Below are 20,856 nucleotides of genomic sequence, written 5' to 3'. Positions count from 1 at the left end.
TGAGGATGATTTAAATCTATATTTCAGACATTAATACAATGAGAATGGTCCGGTAAACGGGTTCAGTTAAATTTTGTGAGTGAGTTTCAGTAAACTTTAACTCATTACGCTTTAAAGGATAATTATGGGAAACATTATACTGGTACGTAGTCCAAACGAGTTAATTTCTCGTAATATGGCTGGCTATGGCTGGGAGCGTATAGACATGTCATCTTTTGAAAGCTTTAAGCTATTGATGAACTATGTCAAAGAGAAAAATATCGATATTGGTCGTAAGAAGAATCAAATATCTAGATTTTTCCACGCAAAACCCGGCGATATTGTAATAGTTCCCGTGTCCAGAGCGATTATCCTAGGTGTTGTTAGAGAGGGGAGGACATATCAGCATGATGGTGGCTACGGTGCTAATCGAATTAACGTTGACTATTTTAAGAATGAAAATGGTGAAGCAATAAGGATACCTCGTTCAAAGCTCTCTCAGGGCTTGGAAAGTAGATTGAAAATCCGAATGAGCATTGCCTCATTGAATGAGTTCTCTGAAGAGGTTGAAAAATACTTAACTGAGCTAAAAGAAAATAATCGAGTTTGCTTTGACAGTATCTTCCAACAGCAAAAAGATAAGCAGGTTGCTGACTTTAAGGAGGTTCTTCTATCTAACCTGAGAAATGGTTCGACTAGCTTAAAAAGTGGTGGTTATGGGTTGGAAAGGCTTATAAAAGAACTGATGGAAATCGAGGGCTATTCAGCGCATATAGCAGCTAAGAATAAGACCTCTGATATCTCGGATGTCGATATCGAAGCGAGTCGTACTGATCCTGTGTCGAGTAATCGAGTATTTATCCAAGTTAAGCATCATAGTGGTGAAACAAGTGCGTGGGGTATCAAACAACTCGCAGCTATTGAAGAAGATGAACATGTAGATAAGTGGCTGATTACAACTGCGCGAGTATCCACTGAAACTCTACAGCACGCAAAGGATGAAAACATTTCTGTTATGGAAGGTGAGACGTTAGTTGATTGGATATACGAACGAATTAATGAGTTATCACCATTAACTAAAGAACAGTTAGGCGTTGGAATATTACCTCAAGTAATTACAGCATAATTGCTTTAGATACTTGAATCATATTAGGTAAATTTCAGAACCTGTTTACGGTAGTGGTGAGACGTCGCTACTACCCGTAACAACCCCTCATTCAAACCCATATTAAATTAATGATCACTTAATTAATTTGGAGGTTTGAATGAGCCACTTATCCTCATCACATCGACTTACCACCGCATTCCTAAACAATCTCAAGCCTAACCCCTCAAGCTCAAAATCCACCGACTATGAAGTTAACCTATCGGCTATGAAAGACTCTGGTTTACCCACGGGTGTTCGCTGCCTAGTGGGTAAATCAGGAGGTAAACGGTTTCTGCTCCGCTATACCAGTCCCGTAACAGGTAAGAAGGCATCCATCAGCTTAGGTAAGCATCCTGAAACTGACCTAGTAACCTTACGTAAAATAGCTAAACAGTATCGGCAGCAAATCATTGAGGGTATTGACCCAAAGCTAGCGCGTGATGATAAATCAGCAGATAGCACCATGACATTAGAACGCTTCTTTGAAGATGTGTATGTTCCGCTGGCAAAGCAGACTAAACGTAGCTGGGATGATGATGTCACTCGATTTAAGTTGGCTAAATCCATTCATCATGTGCCGATTAATACCTTAACCCCAGCACACTTAATCAAGGTTCAACTTGAACTCGCTTCAAAGATTCAAGGCTCTGGTAAGCCCTATGCTGTAGCGACCATTAATCGAGTATTGGCATTGCTAAAGACCATTAATAAACAAGCCTATCGATTGCTGGACACGCCATTCATTGCCGATAAGGTCAGCTTATTAAAAGAAGACAATGTTCGTACTGGTTACTTGTCTGAATCTGAACTCAAGACCTTTATTGGTCATGCACTTGAGTATGAGGATAGAAGTACAGGGGCGTTCTTAGCCATGTTGTTCTTAACTGGTGCAAGAGATAAAGAGCTGAGATTTCGCTTGTGGTCTGAGGTGGATTTACATGAGAGAACCCTCTTTATTCCACATACCAAGAATGGCAGTAGCCATACACTTTACCTAAGTGACTACATGGTTCAGATTTTGGAGTCAGTGCCTAAGGTGACACATAACCCCTATGTCTTTACGGGGCAGAAGTTAGGCCAACCCATTAGTCCAGCTCGATATGCACTTAAGGTAATTAAAGCCAAGATGGGGTTGCCGGATATTCCTGGTGACAAAGCTAACATCACTCTACATAGCGCAAGGCATACCGTTGGCTCATTGTTGGCCTCTCAAGGTGTGCCGTTACATGACATTGCCAAGCAGCTGAACCATTCTGACCTATCAAGTTCTAGACGTTATTCTAAGCTGACTGTAGGACGTAGACGAGACATTGGTTCACGTTTGTCTGATATGGTTTCAATGCCCTCAATTTAAATACCCACCATATTAACATTGACGAAAAAGCCCCTGTTTAGCTCACGCTAAGCAGGGGCTTTTTCATTATTAAAAGAAACCCACAATGAAGAAAATTACTCAGTTCGACCAGATAGCAGCCTTACCACTACCAACCAATATCAAAGACCAATTGCTGGCTCATTTGATTGAGCCATTCGGTGATGCTGAAACCGCACAATCCATTTGGGACGAGCTAGGTACAACGCTTTACCTCATTGAACATAGCGACACTGATAACTCGCTTACATCGGAAACTGATGATGACCAATACTTTATTCAGTTTGTTATTGATTACCCTGAATGGGTGTTCTTACTTAACGATGAAGATTGCCCTTGGTTACTTGCTCTGACCATTACGACCTCGGCAGGGAGCGGCGCTTATTTGTGTGCACCTATGGATAGCCGAACATTACCCGTAGTTAAGCTTGCTGGACAAGTTGAAGACTCAATTTAACCTAGTTAAAACCACATAGTATGGAGGTGCCTCATGGCGCATAAATCAAAGAACAAAACCTTAGTATCGCAACCTGAAATCACTAACGAGCTAGCTATTAATGAACAAGTTGAAACAGACTTAATCACGGCAGATAGTGTTGTCGATAATGAGTTACCAACAACTCAAGCTGAAATAGCGCCGCTTAATCACTTCACCCATATCGTTTTAGAAGGCAAGGCCAAGAAGCTATCGCCTAAAACAACTAACCATGTGTTCTACGAAATCGCCTTGCATGATGAAGATAACCAGTTGTATTTACGGTTATCAGGTAATGAAGGTGGTGGGCTTCACTCTATGGAATGGATAAAGCTTGAAGATATTCTGGCTGTACTTGATGAGCAATCGGATAAGCCCTTTAAAAGTACCGTGATTAAATCAGTATTCAAAGGTGGCAGTGCAAATAACGCTGGCTTTATGGCGGCGTGTTTACGTGGATTGCTACTTATTAATCCTACTGAAAAGTCGGTGTTTCTGCATGTTTTAGCCCCTGAGTACACACAACGTCGTGATGAGTTGCGCTCTCTAGCTACTACTGAAACCACTACTAAATAAGCTGTAATTCCTCATCAAGCCTTACCCTGTAACACCTTTCTAAATTGACATACACCACTCTGACCAAGAGTACCGACCTAACCCTTTAAAAAGAGATTTTATTATGAACTTAACTTTTAACGTTGAGCGCTTACTGCTGCCTGTAACAGTGGATTTGCAAGATAAGCTGAACGAAATTGCTAACCAACAGAACTTACCAACTGCATCAACTAAGGCTTTGACCTTTAACTTTCGAGATACCAGTTACAGCGCTGAAGAAGGCGGCTGGCATCCGGTTGAAATCCGTATCGAGCAAGAAGATGGGCAATGGCATTTTAGTTACATCACTGACTTTAGCTATGTCGGGCAACCATACCCTGAGCTGGCTAAAGAGGTCGATTTTGACTTTGATAATGGGCTAGTGTCATTTGCTTACATGAGACCGCAACCCATTAGTGAGATTTCAGCAATGGACTTTTATCAGATGTGGGAGATGAACTTTTTAGCCTATGTCGAGATGGATGTTTTCGATGAAATAAAGGTAGCAACAGACTAGGCCATAAGTCGTCAACGTGGCTTAAATCACCATGTATGAACCATAAAATCGAGTTGAGAATATTGGGCGTTATTCAGGCTTGCCATTGCGCCATGCGAAGCGTGGGGTAATGACAATGGCTGCTCTCATGGTGGTATTACCTACAACGTTTTGCCAATCCGTTGAGTCTGAATTTCAGATGGGAGTGATTTGATGGGGTTTACAAGATGGTGTTTAAACCAAAGAGGGGATTTTGATTTTAACTCGTCTAGCTGGTTTACACTGAGCTTTTGGCATAGGAGACAAACCTTAAAATCGCTCTAACGAGGCGTAAAGTTCGCGCATTAACTCAAGCTTTAAACTCACTGGTGATAGCACTTCAATTTGAGGCATCCATGCTTTGAGGATCGGTATGATTTCACCTAGCTTGGTCACTCGACAGCTAACTAACACACTGCCATCAGCGAGTTCTTTTAAGATTTGCTGATTTGGCAGAATACAACCATCAACAAAGAGGTGAACTATCTCATGGTCAACTTGCAATAACACATCGGCATTGTCGGCGGTTATCCATTCCATGCCTTGTCGGTAAATGTCTTCTTTAACTTTAGGCACTAAGTTGAATTTATCAGGACTTAGCTTGATGTTCGTTATCTTGCTGAGTCGGTAAGAATACAGCGCGCCTGACAGAGTTGCAGCGAGATACCAGCCGCCTCGGTCATTGACCAACAGATAAGGAGATACCGTTTCGATAGCTTGCTGACGATAAGTGAAGCTAATGATGGACTGACTCAGAATCGCAGTAGTTAGTTGCCTAATAGTCCCTTGAAGCTGTTCAGTATTTTCAATTCGAGGACTTTTAAACAGCAGGGTTTTATCTATGTGCTGAAATGGCATGCCGTGAGGTAACAGTGAAGATAGCCCTGTGTTGTTCAATATCTTTTGAATGCTTGATGAGCTAACCCGACTCAGTGGTGCAAGCTTGTAGCCATCTTCGCTCTTAACAATCGGGGCTTTGATAAGCCTTTCGTTAAAGTCACGGCGCAAGGTCTTATCACTAACCTGATAGTCATTCATTAACTGCTCAATCGTCAGTACTTCACCCATAAACAAACGGGTCAAGATATCACTTAGTCGAAAGGCTAGCTTCTCACTCTTATTACTCATTTCATTATCGTATCGCACACGCTGGACAGGTTAAGTCCGGTCAATTTTGAAATGAGTTAATTCATCGCGCACTAAGATTTGGCATAGCTTTGATAGGCCATATAGCACCTAGCGTTGGCTTTAAAAATGAATGAGTTACATCAACTGGACACAACCTGTCCAGCCCTCGGAGGATACTAGCTCCACAACTTAACTGACTAAATCCTCTTAACTAACTTAAAAAGCCTTAACCCCCTTTAACCATAATCAAAATTGGAGATTATCGATGTCGAATATTGAATTCGAGCGTACAGACTCAGCTGTACTTATTTCAAAGCAAGAGTACCAAGCGGTATTTGCGCATTGTCGTGCAGTGCTCATTGCACTTAATGGCTCAATCAAGAAAGAAGATGCAAACACTGGCACCTTGGAAGCGGCATGGCGATATGGCGTTAACCCATTTGGCCTACGAGGAACGCTACTGTTTAGAGCGTTAGATGATGGTGCTATCTCTATCACGGTTAAATCTGGCTTTAAAGATAGCTTTAACACTACATCAGCCGTGGAAAAGAAGACGCAGGAGATAATGAATGCGTTGCTAAATCAACAAAACGCAGAGCCTAATAACAATGCCAACTTAGGTCATTTACCGCCATCAATTCATGCTGCACCTGTTAATGCATCGCGCAATAAAACCAAGTTAGCTATGGCGCTATTATCATTTTTGCTCGGTGGTATGGGCGCGCACAAGTTCTACGCCGGAACATGGGGCTGGGGATTAGTGTATTTAGGCAGTTGCTTCATTTTACCGGGAGTGTCAGCGGTCGTTGCTGTGGTGGAGTTTGTAAGAGTGCTAACACTATCGCCTGAAGTATTTGATGCCAAGTACAACCAAGAAGCGCCTAAACCCTTTACGTTTATTTGGTAGGGCTATATAAGCGCCTGACCATTGCCCCTGTTACTAAGGATGATGACTGGGCGTTTTCATTTAAAAAAAGGAGAAACGATGTTAGATAAATTACCTGCGCCAACGAGCGCGATAGTCATTAAGTGCAGCAATACCGATGAAATCAGTTACGAGATAAAAGGCAGCACAAAAGGCGCGATGAAAGGCGCAACCACGGGCATGATGGTAGGGCGGTTCTTTGGTCCGGTTGGAATGGCTGTGGGAGCAGGGGTCGGTGGCACGATTGGTTATGTGCTGGGTGAGGAGGATTAGCTAGGCAAATTTGAGCATCAGCAATAACAGTGAAAAGAAGAGGGTTTCGTGACCTTCTTCTTTTTTCGTTTTAGATTGTGACGCCAAAGCCTTGTTAGATAAGGCTTTAATGATTGTGTGATATAGGCTCGTTGGGGATATACACTAACGACTAAACACACTCAATCCATCAACCAAAGTCCCATTGGATATCGTCGTTGAAGATAAAGTAAAACTCTTTGTTCTCTTTTGAATATCCAAGTCCAAGGGGTTTATTAGATGCTAGCGAACCTAGATAGTAGGCGAAATGAGGGCATGCACTTCCCAGCTTATCCAATGCGTTTTCTAAGTTCTTGCGGTGGCTTTCAATTTCCTTCCTTTCTTCATTGTTATCAATTTTGGTTGATAATTTAAGTGAGTCGCCGTGTTTAACGAACCAATCGAGGTCTTTTCGCAATATTGTCTTTAGATACTCTTGAGTTAGGATTACCTGTTCACAGAGCGCGTTGATTTTAGGTAGTAATTTTTCAGCAGCTAATGCGATCTCTTCTTTTTTATCCCAATTATCAGTTTCAAAGTATCGACTTAGTAGATCGTAAAGCTGGTTGCGTAGCTTTTCCTCATAACCATGTTTGTCACTTTTTTTCTTTGTGTTCATACCAGTATCGTACTGATTATCAAGTTCAATCGCGTAAGCAGAGTAGCCTCTACCAATGCTGTAGGAACTTTTGCGGTACTCTTTTAATATTTTATACAGCAGAGACATACCTTTTGAGTTGCGCACAGTGATCGGTTTATCAGTTCCAAATTGAATTAGATAGCCTTTACTATCTGGTTTAAACGTTGCTTGAGTAGGCGTAGGGAACAGTTTACGAACTTCTACCATGATCCAGTTCGTGAAATCTTGCTCTTCCTTAATGGTTATGTCTGTAAACCATTGCTCGGATCTCGATAAATAAAGCTCATAATCTGAGTCTAGTTGACCACTTGTTGCAAAATCTTGAGAGAGTTGCGTTGGTAGACGAGACAAGCGGTTTAACCCTATCTCAGCGGAAGATATTTCATAATTGGGAATTACATTAGATCTCCATACCATCGATGGAATGACTGTTTTTGGTAAATCGAAATTCGGTTGAACCATTTGTTCAAAAAACGGGGCTGGTGAGAAATATTCTTCTTGAACGGATTTTGGTATACCGAGTGCTGTAAGTTCGTTGTTCAATAATTTGCGTGATAGCGTTACATGTGCAGTAATTAAAGCCAGATATGGTTTGTCTTCGTCGCTGTACTTTTTATGATCTAGTTCATCGAATGACACTAAGTCTAAATTACTTTGTTTGAAGATATTGAGTGGTGAGGTTTCAAAATCAATTTCTTGTATGTTAGTTGGTAAAAAGTAAGGAATATCTCTAAATGGAGATAAGTCCTGAAAATAATCATCCATCGTATACCTAAATAAATGACCATCAATGAAATTGCTTGCGTCAATGAACTCAACATCGGAGAAGTCATCGCCATCAATACTTGTGCAGCTTTCGGGGGTGACACTCAAGTAACAGCTGTTTGAAAAATAGTCTTTAGGTAAGCTAATCACTAAGTCTTTTCTAGAAAAATTTAGCTCTTTGTCTTTGGCTAAGTCCCACTCACCACGCTGATGCTCTACAGGAATTCCCAACTTTTGCTCTGCAAGCCATAGGCAAGCGGCATAAGCCTTTTTTAATGAAATCGCCATTTTCTTCTTTTTATTGAATTAATTTTTCTGATTCTCTCATTTTTTCCAATTCTTTCCAGCTTTGAGGTGTATCAGAAGCAAATATTTAGAAGGATTAAATGAGCAACACCCTAATTGATATGACTCAGAAGGTACTTAACGGCTTGTCTCGTCCCTGTAAGGGCGAGCAAGGCGTTGAGTACCGCTGGAATAAAAACCCTCGCCTTCGCGTTCTAGTTACTCAATCTTCCATACGATGGTTAGTTCGTTTTAGTTGGAAAGGTCAACGTTACTACGAGTCGTTTGGCACTTACCCTGAAATGAAGTTTGCGGACTTCAACCAACAGGCTTATCAGTTTATTGCTGATGTTCAGTCTGGGGCTTACCGCAAGGGTTCGCGATTAACTGTTCAGCAGTTCTTTGATGAAGTTTTAGTACCGCATAGTCATAAACATCATCGTGATCATAAAACGTTTCTTTCTCGTTCGAAACGGGTAATGGCATTTATGGGTCATAAGCGACTTTGTGATGTGACTCGTCGTGATGCTGAAAAGTTTCTCAATTCCTTGTCAGGTTTGGCCAATGCATCGGTGAATCGCTACCACGCTTTTTTATCTAAGTTATTTTCGATGGCTGTAGAGCACGACATCATTGAAAAGAACCTTATTAAAGGTGTGAAAAAGTTGGTTGAAAATAATACCAAAGACCGAGTGTTATCGACTAAGGAGTCTGAGAGTTTTTGCCGTCATGCTTGCGCTGAGGAGAACTTCATTCATGCAAGCGCATTGATGTTAAGTCTTTTAACTGGGATGCGTATTGGCAATGTCATTGGCTTATCTCGTTCCATGCTTGCCGATGATCTTACGTCAGCTCTGCTGCCTATGACTAAATCAGGTAAACCCCAACGTGTCTATTTTTCCGAACCTGCAAAACGACTGATCCGCAAGTGCCTCAAGGTTTCTTTTAATGATTGGGTATTCCCATCTTTAAAGAACCAACGTGAGCATATTACATACCCTCGTGCTTGTATGGCGCGTATTCAGCGAGCAATGAAAGACGAGGGGACTCTAAAAGCCTCTTTCACTATCCACGATCTTCGTCGTACCTATGCGACTCAAATGTTGATTGCAACCAACGATATTCGTTTGGCTCAACAAAGTCTTGGTCACTCCAATGTGAGTGTGACTGAGCGTTACGCCTATTACCAAAATAGCCATTTAGTAAAAGCCACTCAACAGACAGTTGAGGCGATGTTACCTAATTTTCAATTCGATTAAGGAGTACCAGATGAAACATGTATTAACGATAGAAGAGTTTGCAGCGGAATACAGTTTAAACGTTGCCACAGTGCGAACCAATGTCACTCGTAAGCCTGACAGCTTGCCAAAGGTATTACGGATTGGTCGCAGTGTGCGCTTCTTACGCACTGAAATTGAAAAATGGGAGAAAAATTTACTGGAAGCGGCGTAAGTCGAGAAATTTTCCAGTTCTTTCCAGCTATGTATAGTGCCAGCTGAGATGGGCTTGGTTGGCATAAAACTTAAATAAAAAACATAAATCGACGGAGATTTTATTATGACTACTTCAACTCAACCTTTATTCATTCGTAACGGTAATGCTGTGATTAATGCTAGTGCAGCAACGACATTAACTCATAACGGTGACTTTACGCTGTTGCTAGATGTTAAATGTCAAAAAGTCGCTTTTGAGCAAGGCGAATCGTCAGCATCACTGTTTGAGCGTGTAAAGAAAGCGATTAAACCTCATGAGAAATATGCCTTAAAACTGGAGAACGGCGGCTTTATTGACGCTCGCGTGATCTCAACGGTATTTGTTTCACCTAAGACTGACAATCTTGTTGTGGTTGGTGTGAATGAGCGCCCTTTATGCGTATTGGATGTGAAAGAATTTTCTGATTTAGATGGGCTGACAGAGGTGATCTTAGATGCGTTAGTTGGCATTGGTGAGGGTAACAAAATCCCTGTGATTGATTGGGCTGCATACAAGCGTCAGTAAGTTTAATTGCTTTAACACAATGGCTCTTCGGAGCCATTTTTTTTTGAGAGAGAGAGGGGGGTATGAAAATGCAAGAGTCATTGAACTGTTGGGCAGAAGATATGGATACTGAAATTGATGAGTCTGTTGAGGTGATTGATGTCGATGAGAATTTTGCTGATGCATGGGGTGATGCTAGTAACGATGAGCCACTAGATGAGTCGTTGAGTAGTATTAGCCTTGAAACTATGCCGCCTGTAGAAAGCGTAAGGGAGTATGTGCAATCGAAGAAAACAAGTAAGCGGCATAAAGCTCGCACCACGTTTTTTGAACGACCAATTATTTCATTCGACACTGAATATGTATTGTCTAAGTGTCGGAAGTTTAATCGAGTATTGAGTTACCAGTTTGTCGTGCTTCACAAAGGAAAACTATCAAAGTTAGTGTTATACCCCGACTCAACTAAGAAGTCGGGACGGCTGTCGATGGACTATTGCTTTGCTCGCGTAATTGAAAAGGCTATTGAAGATGATGTTTTGGAGTGTTGGCCTACGGATATTATAGTGACAGCCCATTTCATGAAAGCCGATATCTTTAATTTCAATCGTGCATTTGAGCAAATCAAAACGCACATTAAGGGGATCCGAAAGACAGTTGCGAGCTTAGGCGATGCTTATGCGCTTGATTTGAGCAAGGTGCTTTCTCGTCGTATTGATGATGAGCCCGTTAAGGTTACGGATAAGAATCGTAACTACCACACGTTACATCTTTCATTTTTCGACACTATGTTACTGGCTCCAGCTGGAAAATCATTGGCTGATGTTGGTGATCTCGTCGGCCTGCCTAAGTTGGATATTCCTGCGCCTTATAGCATCGAAAGAATGGATGAGTACCTCGCAGGCGATAAGGATGGTTTTGAGGCATACGGGTTGAGAGATGCTGAAGTAAGTGCTCGTCACTTTGATATGACGGCTGATTTATGCAAGGAGTTAGGCTTAAAGTCTGTGCCATATACCATTGGTGGCATGGCCGTGAAAGCGTTCATCAACTCCCTCGATGATGCTAAAGGTTATCGTAAGCTTTTTGGCTTTGAGGAAAAGAAGTTTGAAATCTGGGCTAAGGATAAAGCCAAGGTTCGCACTGTAACCGTTGAGGAGCCAACACTAGCACGTAAAACCATGGAGTGGTTTGCATCGGAGTGTTATAGCGGTGGCCGTAATGAAGCATTTTGGTCTGGCCCCACGTTGTCAGATACATGGAATGATCTCGATGTTCCATCTTGCTATGGCGCTATTACTAATGGCTTGCGGGAAATCGACTACGAAAACATGTACATGAGTCGTGATGTCAAAGACTTCTTTGGCGATAAGATGTCTCTAGCTTGGTTTGAATTTGAGTTTCCGCTGGAGACGCGTTTTCCAAGCATAGTAGTTCGGGATAAGGATTCTCTAATATTCCCGCAGTCAGGTGAGGCTCACTGTACTGGGCATGAATTAGAGGTTGCTTACAATCAAGGGGCGAAGATTACGATAAAGCAGGGGTTCATTTTTCCGTGGATGAATGATACTCGAATCTTTGAGAAGTACATGAAGTGGGGGCGGGAGAAACGTAAGAGCTATGAAAAAGGTTCCTTTCAAGAAAAGCTTGTTAAGGAAATGTTAAATTCAACTTATGGTAAATTCTCACAAAATGTTAAACCGAAACAGACGTTTTCAGTAGGGGATGGATACAGCAAACCACAGCCGCCATCAAAGTTAACTAATGCTTATTATGCATCCTATACCTGTGGTCTTGCTCGTGCGTTACTTGGTGAAATGCTTGCTGGGGTACCAGAGGATAAAACCGTTATATCGGTAACGACCGATGGTTTCTTAACGAACGCTTCTATTGATGAAATCGATTTGACTGGGCCCGTATGTCAGCGATTTCGAGAGTTGTTTCATCGTATGGAGCCTAACGGTGGTGAAATCCTAGAAGTGAAACATAAAGTGAAGCGACTCATCTGTGCTAAGACTCGCGCACAATATACGGTGGAAGCGATGGATGGTTGGGAGTCCGTTCTTGCCAAGGGCGGAGTTCGCCCACCTAAAGATACCGTGGATCATAATGCTTATATGGTGGAGCTTTATAAAGAACGAACGCCAGAGAATAAGATTGATTCTTCACATTTAACGTCACTCCGTACCATGTGTGTTGAACAGAAAGACATGCTGATGGAAAGAAAAGAGTCACGCTTGAATCTGGAGTTCGATATGAAGCGTGAGCCAATTAATCCACGAACTATCGATGTTGATGGTACTCCTTTAATCAGCTTTGACACTAAACCGTTTAAGAATGCTTTTGAGATGCGCTACACCCGTATTCGATTCGATGCTTGGCGCAAGAATCATTGCCTGAAGACGTTAGAGGATTGGCACGATTGGCATGAGCGACTCAGTATGTACAAAGCCAATGATAAGGGGGTGGTTCGCTTGAAGAAGGACGAGAAAGCTGATGAGCTAATGGCTCGTTTGTTCGTTCGATTCTATGGTCATGAAGAATCGGGTATTACCAAGAAAGATATTACCGCGAATGCATTGTCTGAATGGATGGTTGTGCTTGGTTATGACATTAAACCTAGTTTGGTTCGTAGTGCCGGGAGAGCGAAACTTGTTAAAGGTGTTGTGCCTGTTACCCAATCTACTTTGAAACTGGCGAGGCTGTTGGTAGATAAATTCCCTCAATTCGACCCAGTACCTTTGTTTAATGCTTCGTGTGAAGAAGTCCTTTCTCAATTAAATAAATAATTTTTCGTAAATGATTAAATACTTAGAGCCCTTGCCCTGCGAGGGCTCTAAGCAGATGTGTGTCTAGTTCGTAGGGGATATACATTAATAACTAATCAAACAATTCAAATTTTTTCCAAATCTTTCCAGCTTGTAGTTATGTCGCAACATCGCGGCGTTACTTAAGAAGCTAGGAGATTTAATCATGGCTAAACCAAAAGCAGCACACGTAGTCGTTCAAGGGCATCAACCGGGCGTTTACAAAACCTATAACGAAGTCTTGCTTCAAATCACTAATTATGATGGCAAGGTTAATTGGGGATGTAGCTCTGTGCGTGAAGCAGAAGAAGACTATCAAGCGATTTGTAATTGGCGCGCATTATCGCCTGAAAATGCATGTAAGAAGTTAACACTGAAGGAGGCTAAAGCTATTGTTGGTAAAGCCTAATGTGTAATTTTAATTAGATAGCCCATAGTGGGTACTGGCTTGTTCGGTACACCACTATGTGGCTTTATTATACTTCCCCCAAGCCCTATCTCACCTCCTTTACAGTATTTCAAGCAGTCCCCTCATTGAGTTGATATAATGCCGCCATCTAAGTTGTCAGCTGTCGTTAAGTGAATGATTTAACAGTAATACGAGGTGTGTTGTCGAAACCTTGTCATTCAACGATTCATTAGCTGACACAAATTATTGAAAACTCATCTGGAATACTGCTTACCTATGAATAAACAGCAATTAGCCGCTAAGATTTGGGAATCTGCCAATCAAATGCGCTCTAAAATTGAAGCCAATGAATACAAGGATTACATCTTAGGTTTCATTTTTTATAAATACTTGTCAGATAAGCAGGTTCAGTTTGCCATTAAAGAAGATTTTTCTGCTGAAGATATTCGTGCTTTAACCGAAGATGACTCTGAAACGGTTGACCACATTAAGAGTAACATAGGCTATTTCATTGCCCATAAAGACTTGTTCTCGACTTGGATTGATTTGGGTAAAGATTTTGATGTGTCCAATGTGCGAGACGCATTATCAGCATTTAGCCGCTTAATTAGCCCTGCTCATAAGAAGTTATTTGACGGTGTATTTGAAACCCTGCAAACGGGGCTGAGTAAGCTTGGTGAAAACGCGGCATCACAGACCAAAGCTATTAGTCAACTTATCCATTTAATCAAAAACATTCCGATGGATGGCAAGCAAGACTATGATGTGCTTGGCTTTATTTACGAATACCTCATTAGTATGTTTGCGGCCAATGCAGGTAAGAAAGCGGGTGAGTTTTATACACCGCATGAAGTGTCTCTTTTAATGTCAGAAATTATTGCTGACCACTTAAAAGACAAGAAAGAAATTGAGATTTATGACCCTACTAGCGGCTCAGGCTCATTGCTGATTAATATTGGTCAGTGTGTTGCTAAGCATATTGATGATGAAAATAACATTAAGTACTACGCGCAAGAGCTGAAGCAAAACACTTACAACTTAACGCGTATGAATTTGGTGATGCGAGGTATTTTGCCTGACAACATCGTGACTCGTAATGGTGATACGTTAGAAGACGATTGGCCGTATTTTGATGAAAATGACAAGGTTAACTCTTACGAGTCGCTTTACGTTGACGCAGTGGTATCAAACCCTCCTTACTCGCAAAGTTGGGAGCCAGAGCATAAAGAAACTGACCCTCGTTATGCTCGATTTGGTTTAGCTCCTAAAACTAAAGCTGATTATGCCTTCTTGCTGCATGACCTATACCATATCAAGCCTGACGGCATTATGACTATCGTTCTGCCTCATGGTGTGCTGTTCCGTAGTGGTGAGGAAGGTGCAATTCGTAAGAACTTGATTGAAGGTAATCATATTGACGCCATTATTGGTTTACCTGCCAACATCTTCTTTGGTACAGGCATTCCTACCGTCGTTCTCGTGTTAAAGCAAAAGCGTACTGAAACAGATGTGCTAGTTGTCGATGCGTCTAAAGGTTTTATCAAAGTAGGTAAGAATAACAAGTTAAGAGCATCTGACATTAAGCGTGTGGTTGATACTGTTATCAATCGTGAGACACACCTTAAGTTTTCAAAAGTGGTTAGCCGTGACGAGCTTCGTGCTAATGGTTATAACCTCAATATCCCACGCTATGTTGATTCATCTAAAGCTGCTGAGAGCTGGGATATCTATGCCTCGATGTTTGGTGGTATTCCTGAAACTGAACTTAATGAGTTTGCCCCCTTTTGGGAGGCTTTTTCAGGCTTACGTGAGACGCTATTCAGTAAATCATCAAGTGATTATGCAAACCTTCAAGTGTGCGATGTTAAACAGACGATAACAGCGCATGATTCAGTACAGGCATTTGCTACTGATTTTACAACTTCGTTTGCAGATTTTGGTGATTTCTTAAAGACAGAGTTACTAACCGATATGCAATCGGTGAATATCGAGAAAAAGCAGACGTTACTGAGTGCAGATATCTTTACTCGCCTTGAGTCCATACCATTAATTGATAAATACGATGCCTACCAGCTGTTTGATGATGAGTGGGAGGAGATATCTGGCGACCTTGAAATTATCCTGACAGAAGGTTTTGATGCCACCAAGGTTGTAGACCCTAATATGGTCATTAAGAAGAAGGCAGGTAAAGACACTGAAGTCCAAGACGGTTGGCTAGGTCGCATTATGCCGTTTGAGCTGGTACAAAATACCTACCTCAAGGTAGAGCTACAAGAATTACAAGACCTTGAAACTAAGCTTGCAGATATTGTAGTGCAGGTTGAAGATGTGCTTGAATCGCTCAGTGAAGACGACAAAGAAGCTGATACTGTTAGCGAAGATAAAACAGGCTTTGTTAATGCAGCTATAGCCAAAGTAGCTAAACAGCTAAAGGCAGAAGCTAAGAAAGGCTCCGTGTTTGCCGCTGATAGTTATGAAGCTAAGGTGATTAAAGTCGATGGTCTTATAACCAGCGAAAAAGCACTTAAAAAACAGCTAAAGACTCAAACAGCTGCATTACATTTAAAAACCAAAGATACCATTGAAACACTGGATGAAGCGCAAGTGTCTGAGTTACTAGAGCTTAAATGGATCGTGCCATTGGTTGAGTCTATCAACCGATTACCGACTCAGTTAATACAACAGCTGACTTCGCAGCTTCAAGCGCTTGTAGAGAAATATGCCACGACTTATGCCGATGTAGCCCAAGATATAAAGCAAACCGAAGACTCTCTAGCGTCAATGATTAATGAGCTAACGGGTAGTGAGTTTGATATGAAAGGTCTTAACGAATTTCAAACTTTCTTGAAGGGTGAGTAATATGGCTGATTGTAGCAATACGCCTGATGTTAGGTTTAAAGGATTTGAAGGTGAGTGGGTTAAGCATAAGTTGTTAGATGGATCCATTAAAATTGGAGATGGATTACATGGTACTCCTAAATATGTTGATGAAGGTGGGGTTTTCTTTATTAACGGTAACAATCTGTTTTCTGGAGGAATATGCATAACTAGTGAAACTAAACAAGTGTCTGAACATGAGTTATCAAAAGACGATAAGGGACTAAGCTCAAATTCTATACTTTTGTCTATTAACGGCACTATAGGGAATTTGGCCTATTATCAAGACGAAAGAGTAATGCTGGGCAAAAGCGTAGCGTATATTACCCTTGGGAAGTTTGATAAGACTTATATATATTCATACCTGCAAACTCCAAGAGTTCGTAATTACTTTGATGGCAACCTTACAGGCTCTACGATTAAAAACTTAGGGCTTAAAGCTATCCGGGAAACTGAAGTATTTATCTCTAAAGATGATTTAGAACAATCCAAGATAGGCTCTTACTTCCAGCATATCGACAAGCTTATTGCACTCCATCAAGCCAAGTTCGACAAGCTGACAGTATTGAAGAAGGCGATGCTTGAGAAGATGTTCCCTAAAGAGGGCTCTGATGTACCTGAAATTCGTTTTAAAGAGTTTTCGGGGGGATGGGAGGAGAGAGAGGTGAGTTTTCTTGCAGATAGATATGATAATTTAAGAGTTCCAATTGCTGCTAAAGATAGAGTATGGGGGGGAACGCCATATTATGGAGCTAATGGCATTCAAGGATATGTGGAAGGGTATACACATGATGGCGAATTTATATTGATTGCCGAAGATGGCGCTAATGACTTGAAAAACTATCCAGTTCAATATGTTGAGGGTAAAATATGGGTTAATAATCATGCTCATGTACTTCAAGCAAAGAGTGGTGTCGCCGATAATAAATTTTTAAAATATGCATTTTCAAATATCAATATTGAGCCTTTTTTAGTTGGTGGTGGTCGCGCGAAACTAAATGCGAACATAATGATGAATATCAATATTTATATTGCATCAAACTTACAGGAGCAGTCCCAAATAGGCTCTTACTTTCAGAACCTAGACAAGCTTATCTCGCTTCAACAGCAAGAATTAACTAAGCTAAAAAATCTTAAAAAAGCCTGTTTAGACAAGATGTTTGTCTAAATATTAGCCTCGGTAGTGTATTAAAGCAGAATAATAAAAATGACCTATAAAACAGAAGCAGAATTTGAAAAAGCATTAATTGCAGAGCTGTGTAACAAGGGATGGGAAGATAAGGTCTTAAAAAATCCTACCGAGGCAGATTTGCTGCAAAACTGGGCTGATATTCTATTTGAGAATAATAGAGGGATTGACCGCTTAAACGATGCGCCTTTGACTAACGGTGAAATGGAGCAGATTTTAGAGCAAATCGCCGATCTAAGTAGCCCGCTTAAGCTTAACGGTTTTATCAATGGTAAAACCGTTGCAATTAAGCGTGATAATCCAGATGATGCATTGCACTACGGCAAAGAAATCAGCCTTAAAATTTATGACCGTCTAGAAATAGCAGCAGGTCAAAGCCGTTACCAAATTGTGCAACAACCTAGATTTAAGAGTCAGACTAAGATTCTCAATGACCGCCGCGGCGACCTGATGTTGCTGATTAATGGTATGCCGGTTATTCATATTGAGCTTAAAAAGAGTGGTGTACATGTTAGTCAGGCTTGTAATCAAATAGAGAAGTATTCAGGTGAAGGTGTCTTTACTGGCATCTTCTCATTAATACAGGTATTCATTGCGATGGAGCCTAATGAGACGCTCTATTTTGCAAATCCTGGTGTGGATGGTCGATTTAATAAAGACTTCTATTTTCACTGGGCGAACTACGATAATGAACCAATAAACTGCTGGAAAAAAATCACCTCAACCTTGCTATCTATCCCTATGGCGCATCAATTAATTGGCTTTTATACCGTAGCTGATGATTCTGATGGTGTGTTAAAGGTGATGCGTAGCTACCAGTATTTTGCGGCTAACGCCATATCCAATAAGGTCTCTAAAGTCGATTGGAAGAACCCTAACCTGTATGGTGGTTATGTTTGGCATACCACTGGTTCAGGCAAGACCATGACGAGCTTTAAGTCAGCACAGCTAATAGCTAATTCCAAAGACGCCGATAAAGTCATTTTCTTAATGGATAGAATTGAGCTTGGCACTCAGTCTTTACGTGAATATCAAGGTTTTGCTGATGGTAGTGAGGACGTGCAAGCTACCGAAAACACAGGGGTTTTGGTATCAAAACTTAAAAGCGGAGACCCTGCTAATACCTTAATTGTTACCTCTATTCAAAAGATGAGTAATATCACCGATGAAGAGGGGGGGCTTAAATCTAAGGATATTGAGTTAATTAACTCAAAGCGGATTGTGTTCATTGTGGATGAAGCGCATCGCTCAACATTTGGCGACATGCTCATTGCGATAAAAGCGACCTTCCCTTCTGCAATGTTTTTTGGTTTTACTGGAACGCCTATTCAAGATGAAAACCAAAAGAAATTGAATACGACTTCAACTGTTTTTGGTGAAGAACTCCATCGCTATAGTATTGCTGACGGTATAAGAGATAAAAACGTCTTAGGTTTTGACCCTTATAAAGTATCGACGTACCGAGATAATGACTTAAGAAAAGCAGTTGCCTTGGAAAAAGCTAAAGCTGCTGATGAGATTGAAGCAATTAGTGACCCTGTAAAGAAGAAGATTTATTACCGATATATGGATTCTTCACAAGTGAAGATGGCGGGATATGTTGGTGCTGACGGTAAAACCGTAAAAGGGATTGAGGACTTCATACCGAGTGCTCAGTATGAGCGTAAAGCCCATCAGGATAAGGTGGTTGCTAATATTTTAGAGTACCAAATAAGGTTGAGTCAAAACGGTAAGTTTAGTGCTATTTTTGCCACAAGCAGTATCCCTGAAGCGATTACCTATTACAGAATGATAAAGTCCCTCGCACCTGATTTAAAAATCACTGCGCTATTTGACCCTAATATTGATAATTGCGGCAACACCAAGGTAAAGCAAGATGGCCTTGTAGAAATATTGACGGATTATAACGAACGCTATGGGATGGATTTTACACTGGCATCTCATGCTAAGTTCAAAAAGGATGTTGCTGCTAGGCTTGCTCATAAGGACTCGTATACCAGAATTGAGCGTACTCCAGAGAAGAAGCTTGACTTTCTGATAGTGGTAGACCAAATGCTGACAGGTTTTGACTCTAAGTGGTTGAACACCTTGTACTTAGATAAAGTGCTTAGATATGAAAATATAATTCAAGCTTTTTCTAGAACCAATCGCTTGTTTGGTCCAGATAAACCATTTGGTAGTATTTATTATTATCGCTACCCGCATACGATGGAGCAGAATATTGAGAAGGCGATTGAACTGTATTCTGGTCATAAGCCGTTCGGATTATTTGCTGATAAGCTCGAATATAATCTGACTAAAATGAATGAAGTATATAAAGATATCGTCGATTTATTTGACCTTGCTGGTATCGCTGATTTTGTCACGCTTCCAGATGATAATTCAGAGAAGGGTAAATTTGCAGCACTCTTTAAAACGTTTAGCGTTCATCTAGAAGCTGCACGGATTCAGGGGTTTAAGTGGTCTGAGCCGTACTGTAATCGTGAAGATGGTACTAAACTTGTAGAGTTAAACCTTGATGAGGATACCTATCTTGTTTTAGCGCTGCGATATAAAGAGCTAGCAAGTGATGGCGGAGGTGATGGTGATGATTCTGGTACTGCAACCTATGAAATTGATGGGTACTTGACTGAAATCGAAACCGGAATGATAAATAGCGAGTATATGAATACGCGCTTTGAAAAATTCCTCAAGACGCTACAGCAAGATGATATTGATGATACACAAGTTCAAGCTATGCTAGACGACTTGCATAAGTCATTTGCATCGCTAACTCAAGAAGAACAAAAGTACGGCAATATTTTTATTCATGATGTGCGTAGTGGTAATGCAACGATAGAAAACGGCAAGTGTTTTAGAGATTACATCGTTGAGTATCAATCTAATGCTAAAAATGCTGAAGTCTACAATATAGTGCAGGTACTAGGGTTGGATGAAGGTAAGCTTAGAAAGATTATGAATACTAAGGTTACAGAGGCGAATATTAACGGCTATGGTCGTTTTGATGACCTGAAAAGTACCGTTGATAAAGCTAAGGCTAAGGCTTATTTTGAAGCTTTAGAGGGGGCAACGATTCCAGCTTTTAAAGTAAACATAAAGGTGCAGAGTTTGCTACAGCAATTCATTTTAAGCGGCGGTTTTGAAATTTAAAGATTGCTTATCTTAGCTTGTTTCACGCCTGTTGCGCTGATTGCAACAGGCGTGAAACAAGTAGGTTCTGTGCACATCAGTAGTAAGTTAGATCCAATAAAATCCTAAACTATGGGCAAGAATATCCTGCAAGATCCTAGTCTTTATAGTGACAGCAAAGGTGATTCGAAGAATTCAAAATCCGATTTCGAAAGAAGTGACGGTTCAAGTCCGTCCTCAGGTACCATTATCAACAAAGCAACCTGCTATCGAGCAGGTTTTTTTATGCCTGTAATTTGGTTCAAGCGGTGCTTTTCAAGGTAATACTTACTCCT

Annotated in this window: 17 protein-coding genes; 15 read left to right on the top strand and 2 right to left on the bottom strand. The window is 41.0% G+C overall.

What is annotated here, in order from left to right; genetic code table 11:
- Nucleotides 1–124: 124 nt before the first annotated feature.
- The 5 genes from ACVBIK_RS11770 (at nucleotide 125) to ACVBIK_RS11750 (ending at nucleotide 4,084) form a co-directional block, all read left to right on the top strand.
- Entirely contained in the window at nucleotides 125–1,105 is a 981-nt protein-coding gene (locus ACVBIK_RS11770) for a restriction endonuclease (protein WP_447169754.1), read from the top strand.
- A gap of 139 nt (nucleotides 1,106–1,244) precedes the next feature.
- Entirely contained in the window at nucleotides 1,245–2,480 is a 1,236-nt protein-coding gene (locus ACVBIK_RS11765; RefSeq protein ID WP_447169753.1) for a tyrosine-type recombinase/integrase, read from the top strand.
- 85 nt (nucleotides 2,481–2,565) lie between these two features.
- Nucleotides 2,566–2,955, top strand: coding sequence for a hypothetical protein (locus ACVBIK_RS11760; RefSeq protein WP_447169752.1), 390 nt, complete (start codon nucleotides 2,566–2,568; stop codon nucleotides 2,953–2,955).
- A gap of 33 nt (nucleotides 2,956–2,988) precedes the next feature.
- On the top strand, nucleotides 2,989–3,549 hold the full coding sequence (locus ACVBIK_RS11755) for a hypothetical protein (RefSeq protein ID WP_447169751.1): 561 nt from the start codon (nucleotides 2,989–2,991) through the stop codon (nucleotides 3,547–3,549).
- Nucleotides 3,550–3,652: 103 nt separating this feature from the next.
- Nucleotides 3,653–4,084 (top strand): DUF2787 domain-containing protein, encoded by a 432-nt coding sequence (locus ACVBIK_RS11750; RefSeq protein ID WP_447169750.1) that lies wholly within the window; start codon nucleotides 3,653–3,655, stop codon nucleotides 4,082–4,084.
- A 288-nt stretch (nucleotides 4,085–4,372) separates the two neighbouring features.
- On the opposite strand, the gene ACVBIK_RS11745 is transcribed toward ACVBIK_RS11750, so the two are convergent.
- On the bottom strand, nucleotides 4,373–5,230 hold the full coding sequence (locus tag ACVBIK_RS11745) for a helix-turn-helix transcriptional regulator (protein ID WP_447169749.1): 858 nt from the start codon (nucleotides 5,228–5,230) through the stop codon (nucleotides 4,373–4,375).
- A gap of 265 nt (nucleotides 5,231–5,495) precedes the next feature.
- On the opposite strand from ACVBIK_RS11745, the gene ACVBIK_RS11740 reads away from it, so the two are divergent.
- Together ACVBIK_RS11740 and ACVBIK_RS11735 are read left to right on the top strand one after the other, a co-directional pair.
- Complete coding sequence (locus tag ACVBIK_RS11740; RefSeq protein ID WP_447169748.1) at nucleotides 5,496–6,137, top strand: TM2 domain-containing protein; 642 nt, start codon at nucleotides 5,496–5,498, stop codon at nucleotides 6,135–6,137.
- A gap of 78 nt (nucleotides 6,138–6,215) precedes the next feature.
- Entirely contained in the window at nucleotides 6,216–6,428 is a 213-nt protein-coding gene (locus tag ACVBIK_RS11735; RefSeq protein WP_447169747.1) for a glycine zipper domain-containing protein, read from the top strand.
- A gap of 169 nt (nucleotides 6,429–6,597) precedes the next feature.
- Here ACVBIK_RS11735 and ACVBIK_RS11730 read toward each other — a convergent pair whose 3' ends face one another.
- A complete protein-coding gene (locus tag ACVBIK_RS11730; protein WP_447169746.1) occupies nucleotides 6,598–8,139 on the bottom strand; it encodes a hypothetical protein in 1,542 nt (513 codons plus the stop codon).
- Between the two features lie 98 nt (nucleotides 8,140–8,237).
- Here ACVBIK_RS11730 and ACVBIK_RS11725 point away from each other — a divergent pair, with 98 nt between their 5' ends.
- The 8 genes from ACVBIK_RS11725 (at nucleotide 8,238) to ACVBIK_RS11690 (ending at nucleotide 20,542) form a co-directional block, all read left to right on the top strand.
- The gene (locus tag ACVBIK_RS11725) at nucleotides 8,238–9,395 is read left to right on the top strand and encodes a tyrosine-type recombinase/integrase (RefSeq protein WP_447169745.1); all 1,158 of its coding nucleotides are present in this window, start codon (nucleotides 8,238–8,240) and stop codon (nucleotides 9,393–9,395) included.
- A 10-nt stretch (nucleotides 9,396–9,405) separates the two neighbouring features.
- Nucleotides 9,406–9,588 (top strand): helix-turn-helix transcriptional regulator, encoded by a 183-nt coding sequence (locus ACVBIK_RS11720; protein ID WP_447169744.1) that lies wholly within the window; start codon nucleotides 9,406–9,408, stop codon nucleotides 9,586–9,588.
- A 105-nt stretch (nucleotides 9,589–9,693) separates the two neighbouring features.
- Entirely contained in the window at nucleotides 9,694–10,134 is a 441-nt protein-coding gene (locus ACVBIK_RS11715) for a hypothetical protein (protein WP_447169743.1), read from the top strand.
- 68 nt (nucleotides 10,135–10,202) lie between these two features.
- The gene (locus ACVBIK_RS11710; RefSeq protein WP_447169742.1) at nucleotides 10,203–12,899 is read left to right on the top strand and encodes a DNA polymerase; all 2,697 of its coding nucleotides are present in this window, start codon (nucleotides 10,203–10,205) and stop codon (nucleotides 12,897–12,899) included.
- A gap of 184 nt (nucleotides 12,900–13,083) precedes the next feature.
- Nucleotides 13,084–13,326 (top strand): ribonuclease H1 domain-containing protein, encoded by a 243-nt coding sequence (locus ACVBIK_RS11705; RefSeq protein ID WP_447169741.1) that lies wholly within the window; start codon nucleotides 13,084–13,086, stop codon nucleotides 13,324–13,326.
- 276 nt (nucleotides 13,327–13,602) lie between these two features.
- On the top strand, nucleotides 13,603–16,185 hold the full coding sequence (locus ACVBIK_RS11700) for a type I restriction-modification system subunit M (RefSeq protein ID WP_447169740.1): 2,583 nt from the start codon (nucleotides 13,603–13,605) through the stop codon (nucleotides 16,183–16,185).
- A 1-nt stretch (nucleotide 16,186) separates the two neighbouring features.
- Entirely contained in the window at nucleotides 16,187–17,371 is a 1,185-nt protein-coding gene (locus ACVBIK_RS11695) for a restriction endonuclease subunit S (protein WP_447169739.1), read from the top strand.
- Nucleotides 17,372–17,410: 39 nt separating this feature from the next.
- Nucleotides 17,411–20,542 (top strand): type I restriction endonuclease subunit R, encoded by a 3,132-nt coding sequence (locus ACVBIK_RS11690; RefSeq protein ID WP_447169738.1) that lies wholly within the window; start codon nucleotides 17,411–17,413, stop codon nucleotides 20,540–20,542.
- Nucleotides 20,543–20,856: the final 314 nt, after the last annotated feature.

The organism is Shewanella sp. 125m-1 (assembly GCF_052977065.1).
The sequence above is the reverse complement of the archived record's forward strand: the minus strand, read 5'-3'. Positions and strand labels throughout refer to the sequence as shown.

What these genes read in the sequence shown, in the direction of transcription:
- ACVBIK_RS11720 (WP_447169744.1), top strand. Translation starts at nt 9,406, where the DNA reads ATGAAACATGTATTAACGATAGAAGAGTTTGCAGCGGAATACAGTTTA.
- ACVBIK_RS11710 (WP_447169742.1), top strand. Translation starts at nt 10,203, where the DNA reads ATGCAAGAGTCATTGAACTGTTGGGCAGAAGATATGGATACTGAAATT.
- ACVBIK_RS11755 (WP_447169751.1), top strand. Translation starts at nt 2,989, where the DNA reads ATGGCGCATAAATCAAAGAACAAAACCTTAGTATCGCAACCTGAAATC.
- ACVBIK_RS11740 (WP_447169748.1), top strand. Translation starts at nt 5,496, where the DNA reads ATGTCGAATATTGAATTCGAGCGTACAGACTCAGCTGTACTTATTTCA.
- ACVBIK_RS11745 (WP_447169749.1), bottom strand. Translation starts at nt 5,230, where the DNA reads ATGAGTAATAAGAGTGAGAAGCTAGCCTTTCGACTAAGTGATATCTTG.
- ACVBIK_RS11765 (WP_447169753.1), top strand. Translation starts at nt 1,245, where the DNA reads ATGAGCCACTTATCCTCATCACATCGACTTACCACCGCATTCCTAAAC.
- ACVBIK_RS11770 (WP_447169754.1), top strand. Translation starts at nt 125, where the DNA reads ATGGGAAACATTATACTGGTACGTAGTCCAAACGAGTTAATTTCTCGT.
- ACVBIK_RS11695 (WP_447169739.1), top strand. Translation starts at nt 16,187, where the DNA reads ATGGCTGATTGTAGCAATACGCCTGATGTTAGGTTTAAAGGATTTGAA.
- ACVBIK_RS11725 (WP_447169745.1), top strand. Translation starts at nt 8,238, where the DNA reads ATGAGCAACACCCTAATTGATATGACTCAGAAGGTACTTAACGGCTTG.
- ACVBIK_RS11690 (WP_447169738.1), top strand. Translation starts at nt 17,411, where the DNA reads ATGACCTATAAAACAGAAGCAGAATTTGAAAAAGCATTAATTGCAGAG.
- ACVBIK_RS11760 (WP_447169752.1), top strand. Translation starts at nt 2,566, where the DNA reads ATGAAGAAAATTACTCAGTTCGACCAGATAGCAGCCTTACCACTACCA.
- ACVBIK_RS11715 (WP_447169743.1), top strand. Translation starts at nt 9,694, where the DNA reads ATGACTACTTCAACTCAACCTTTATTCATTCGTAACGGTAATGCTGTG.
- ACVBIK_RS11730 (WP_447169746.1), bottom strand. Translation starts at nt 8,139, where the DNA reads ATGGCGATTTCATTAAAAAAGGCTTATGCCGCTTGCCTATGGCTTGCA.
- ACVBIK_RS11705 (WP_447169741.1), top strand. Translation starts at nt 13,084, where the DNA reads ATGGCTAAACCAAAAGCAGCACACGTAGTCGTTCAAGGGCATCAACCG.
- ACVBIK_RS11735 (WP_447169747.1), top strand. Translation starts at nt 6,216, where the DNA reads ATGTTAGATAAATTACCTGCGCCAACGAGCGCGATAGTCATTAAGTGC.
- ACVBIK_RS11750 (WP_447169750.1), top strand. Translation starts at nt 3,653, where the DNA reads ATGAACTTAACTTTTAACGTTGAGCGCTTACTGCTGCCTGTAACAGTG.
- ACVBIK_RS11700 (WP_447169740.1), top strand. Translation starts at nt 13,603, where the DNA reads ATGAATAAACAGCAATTAGCCGCTAAGATTTGGGAATCTGCCAATCAA.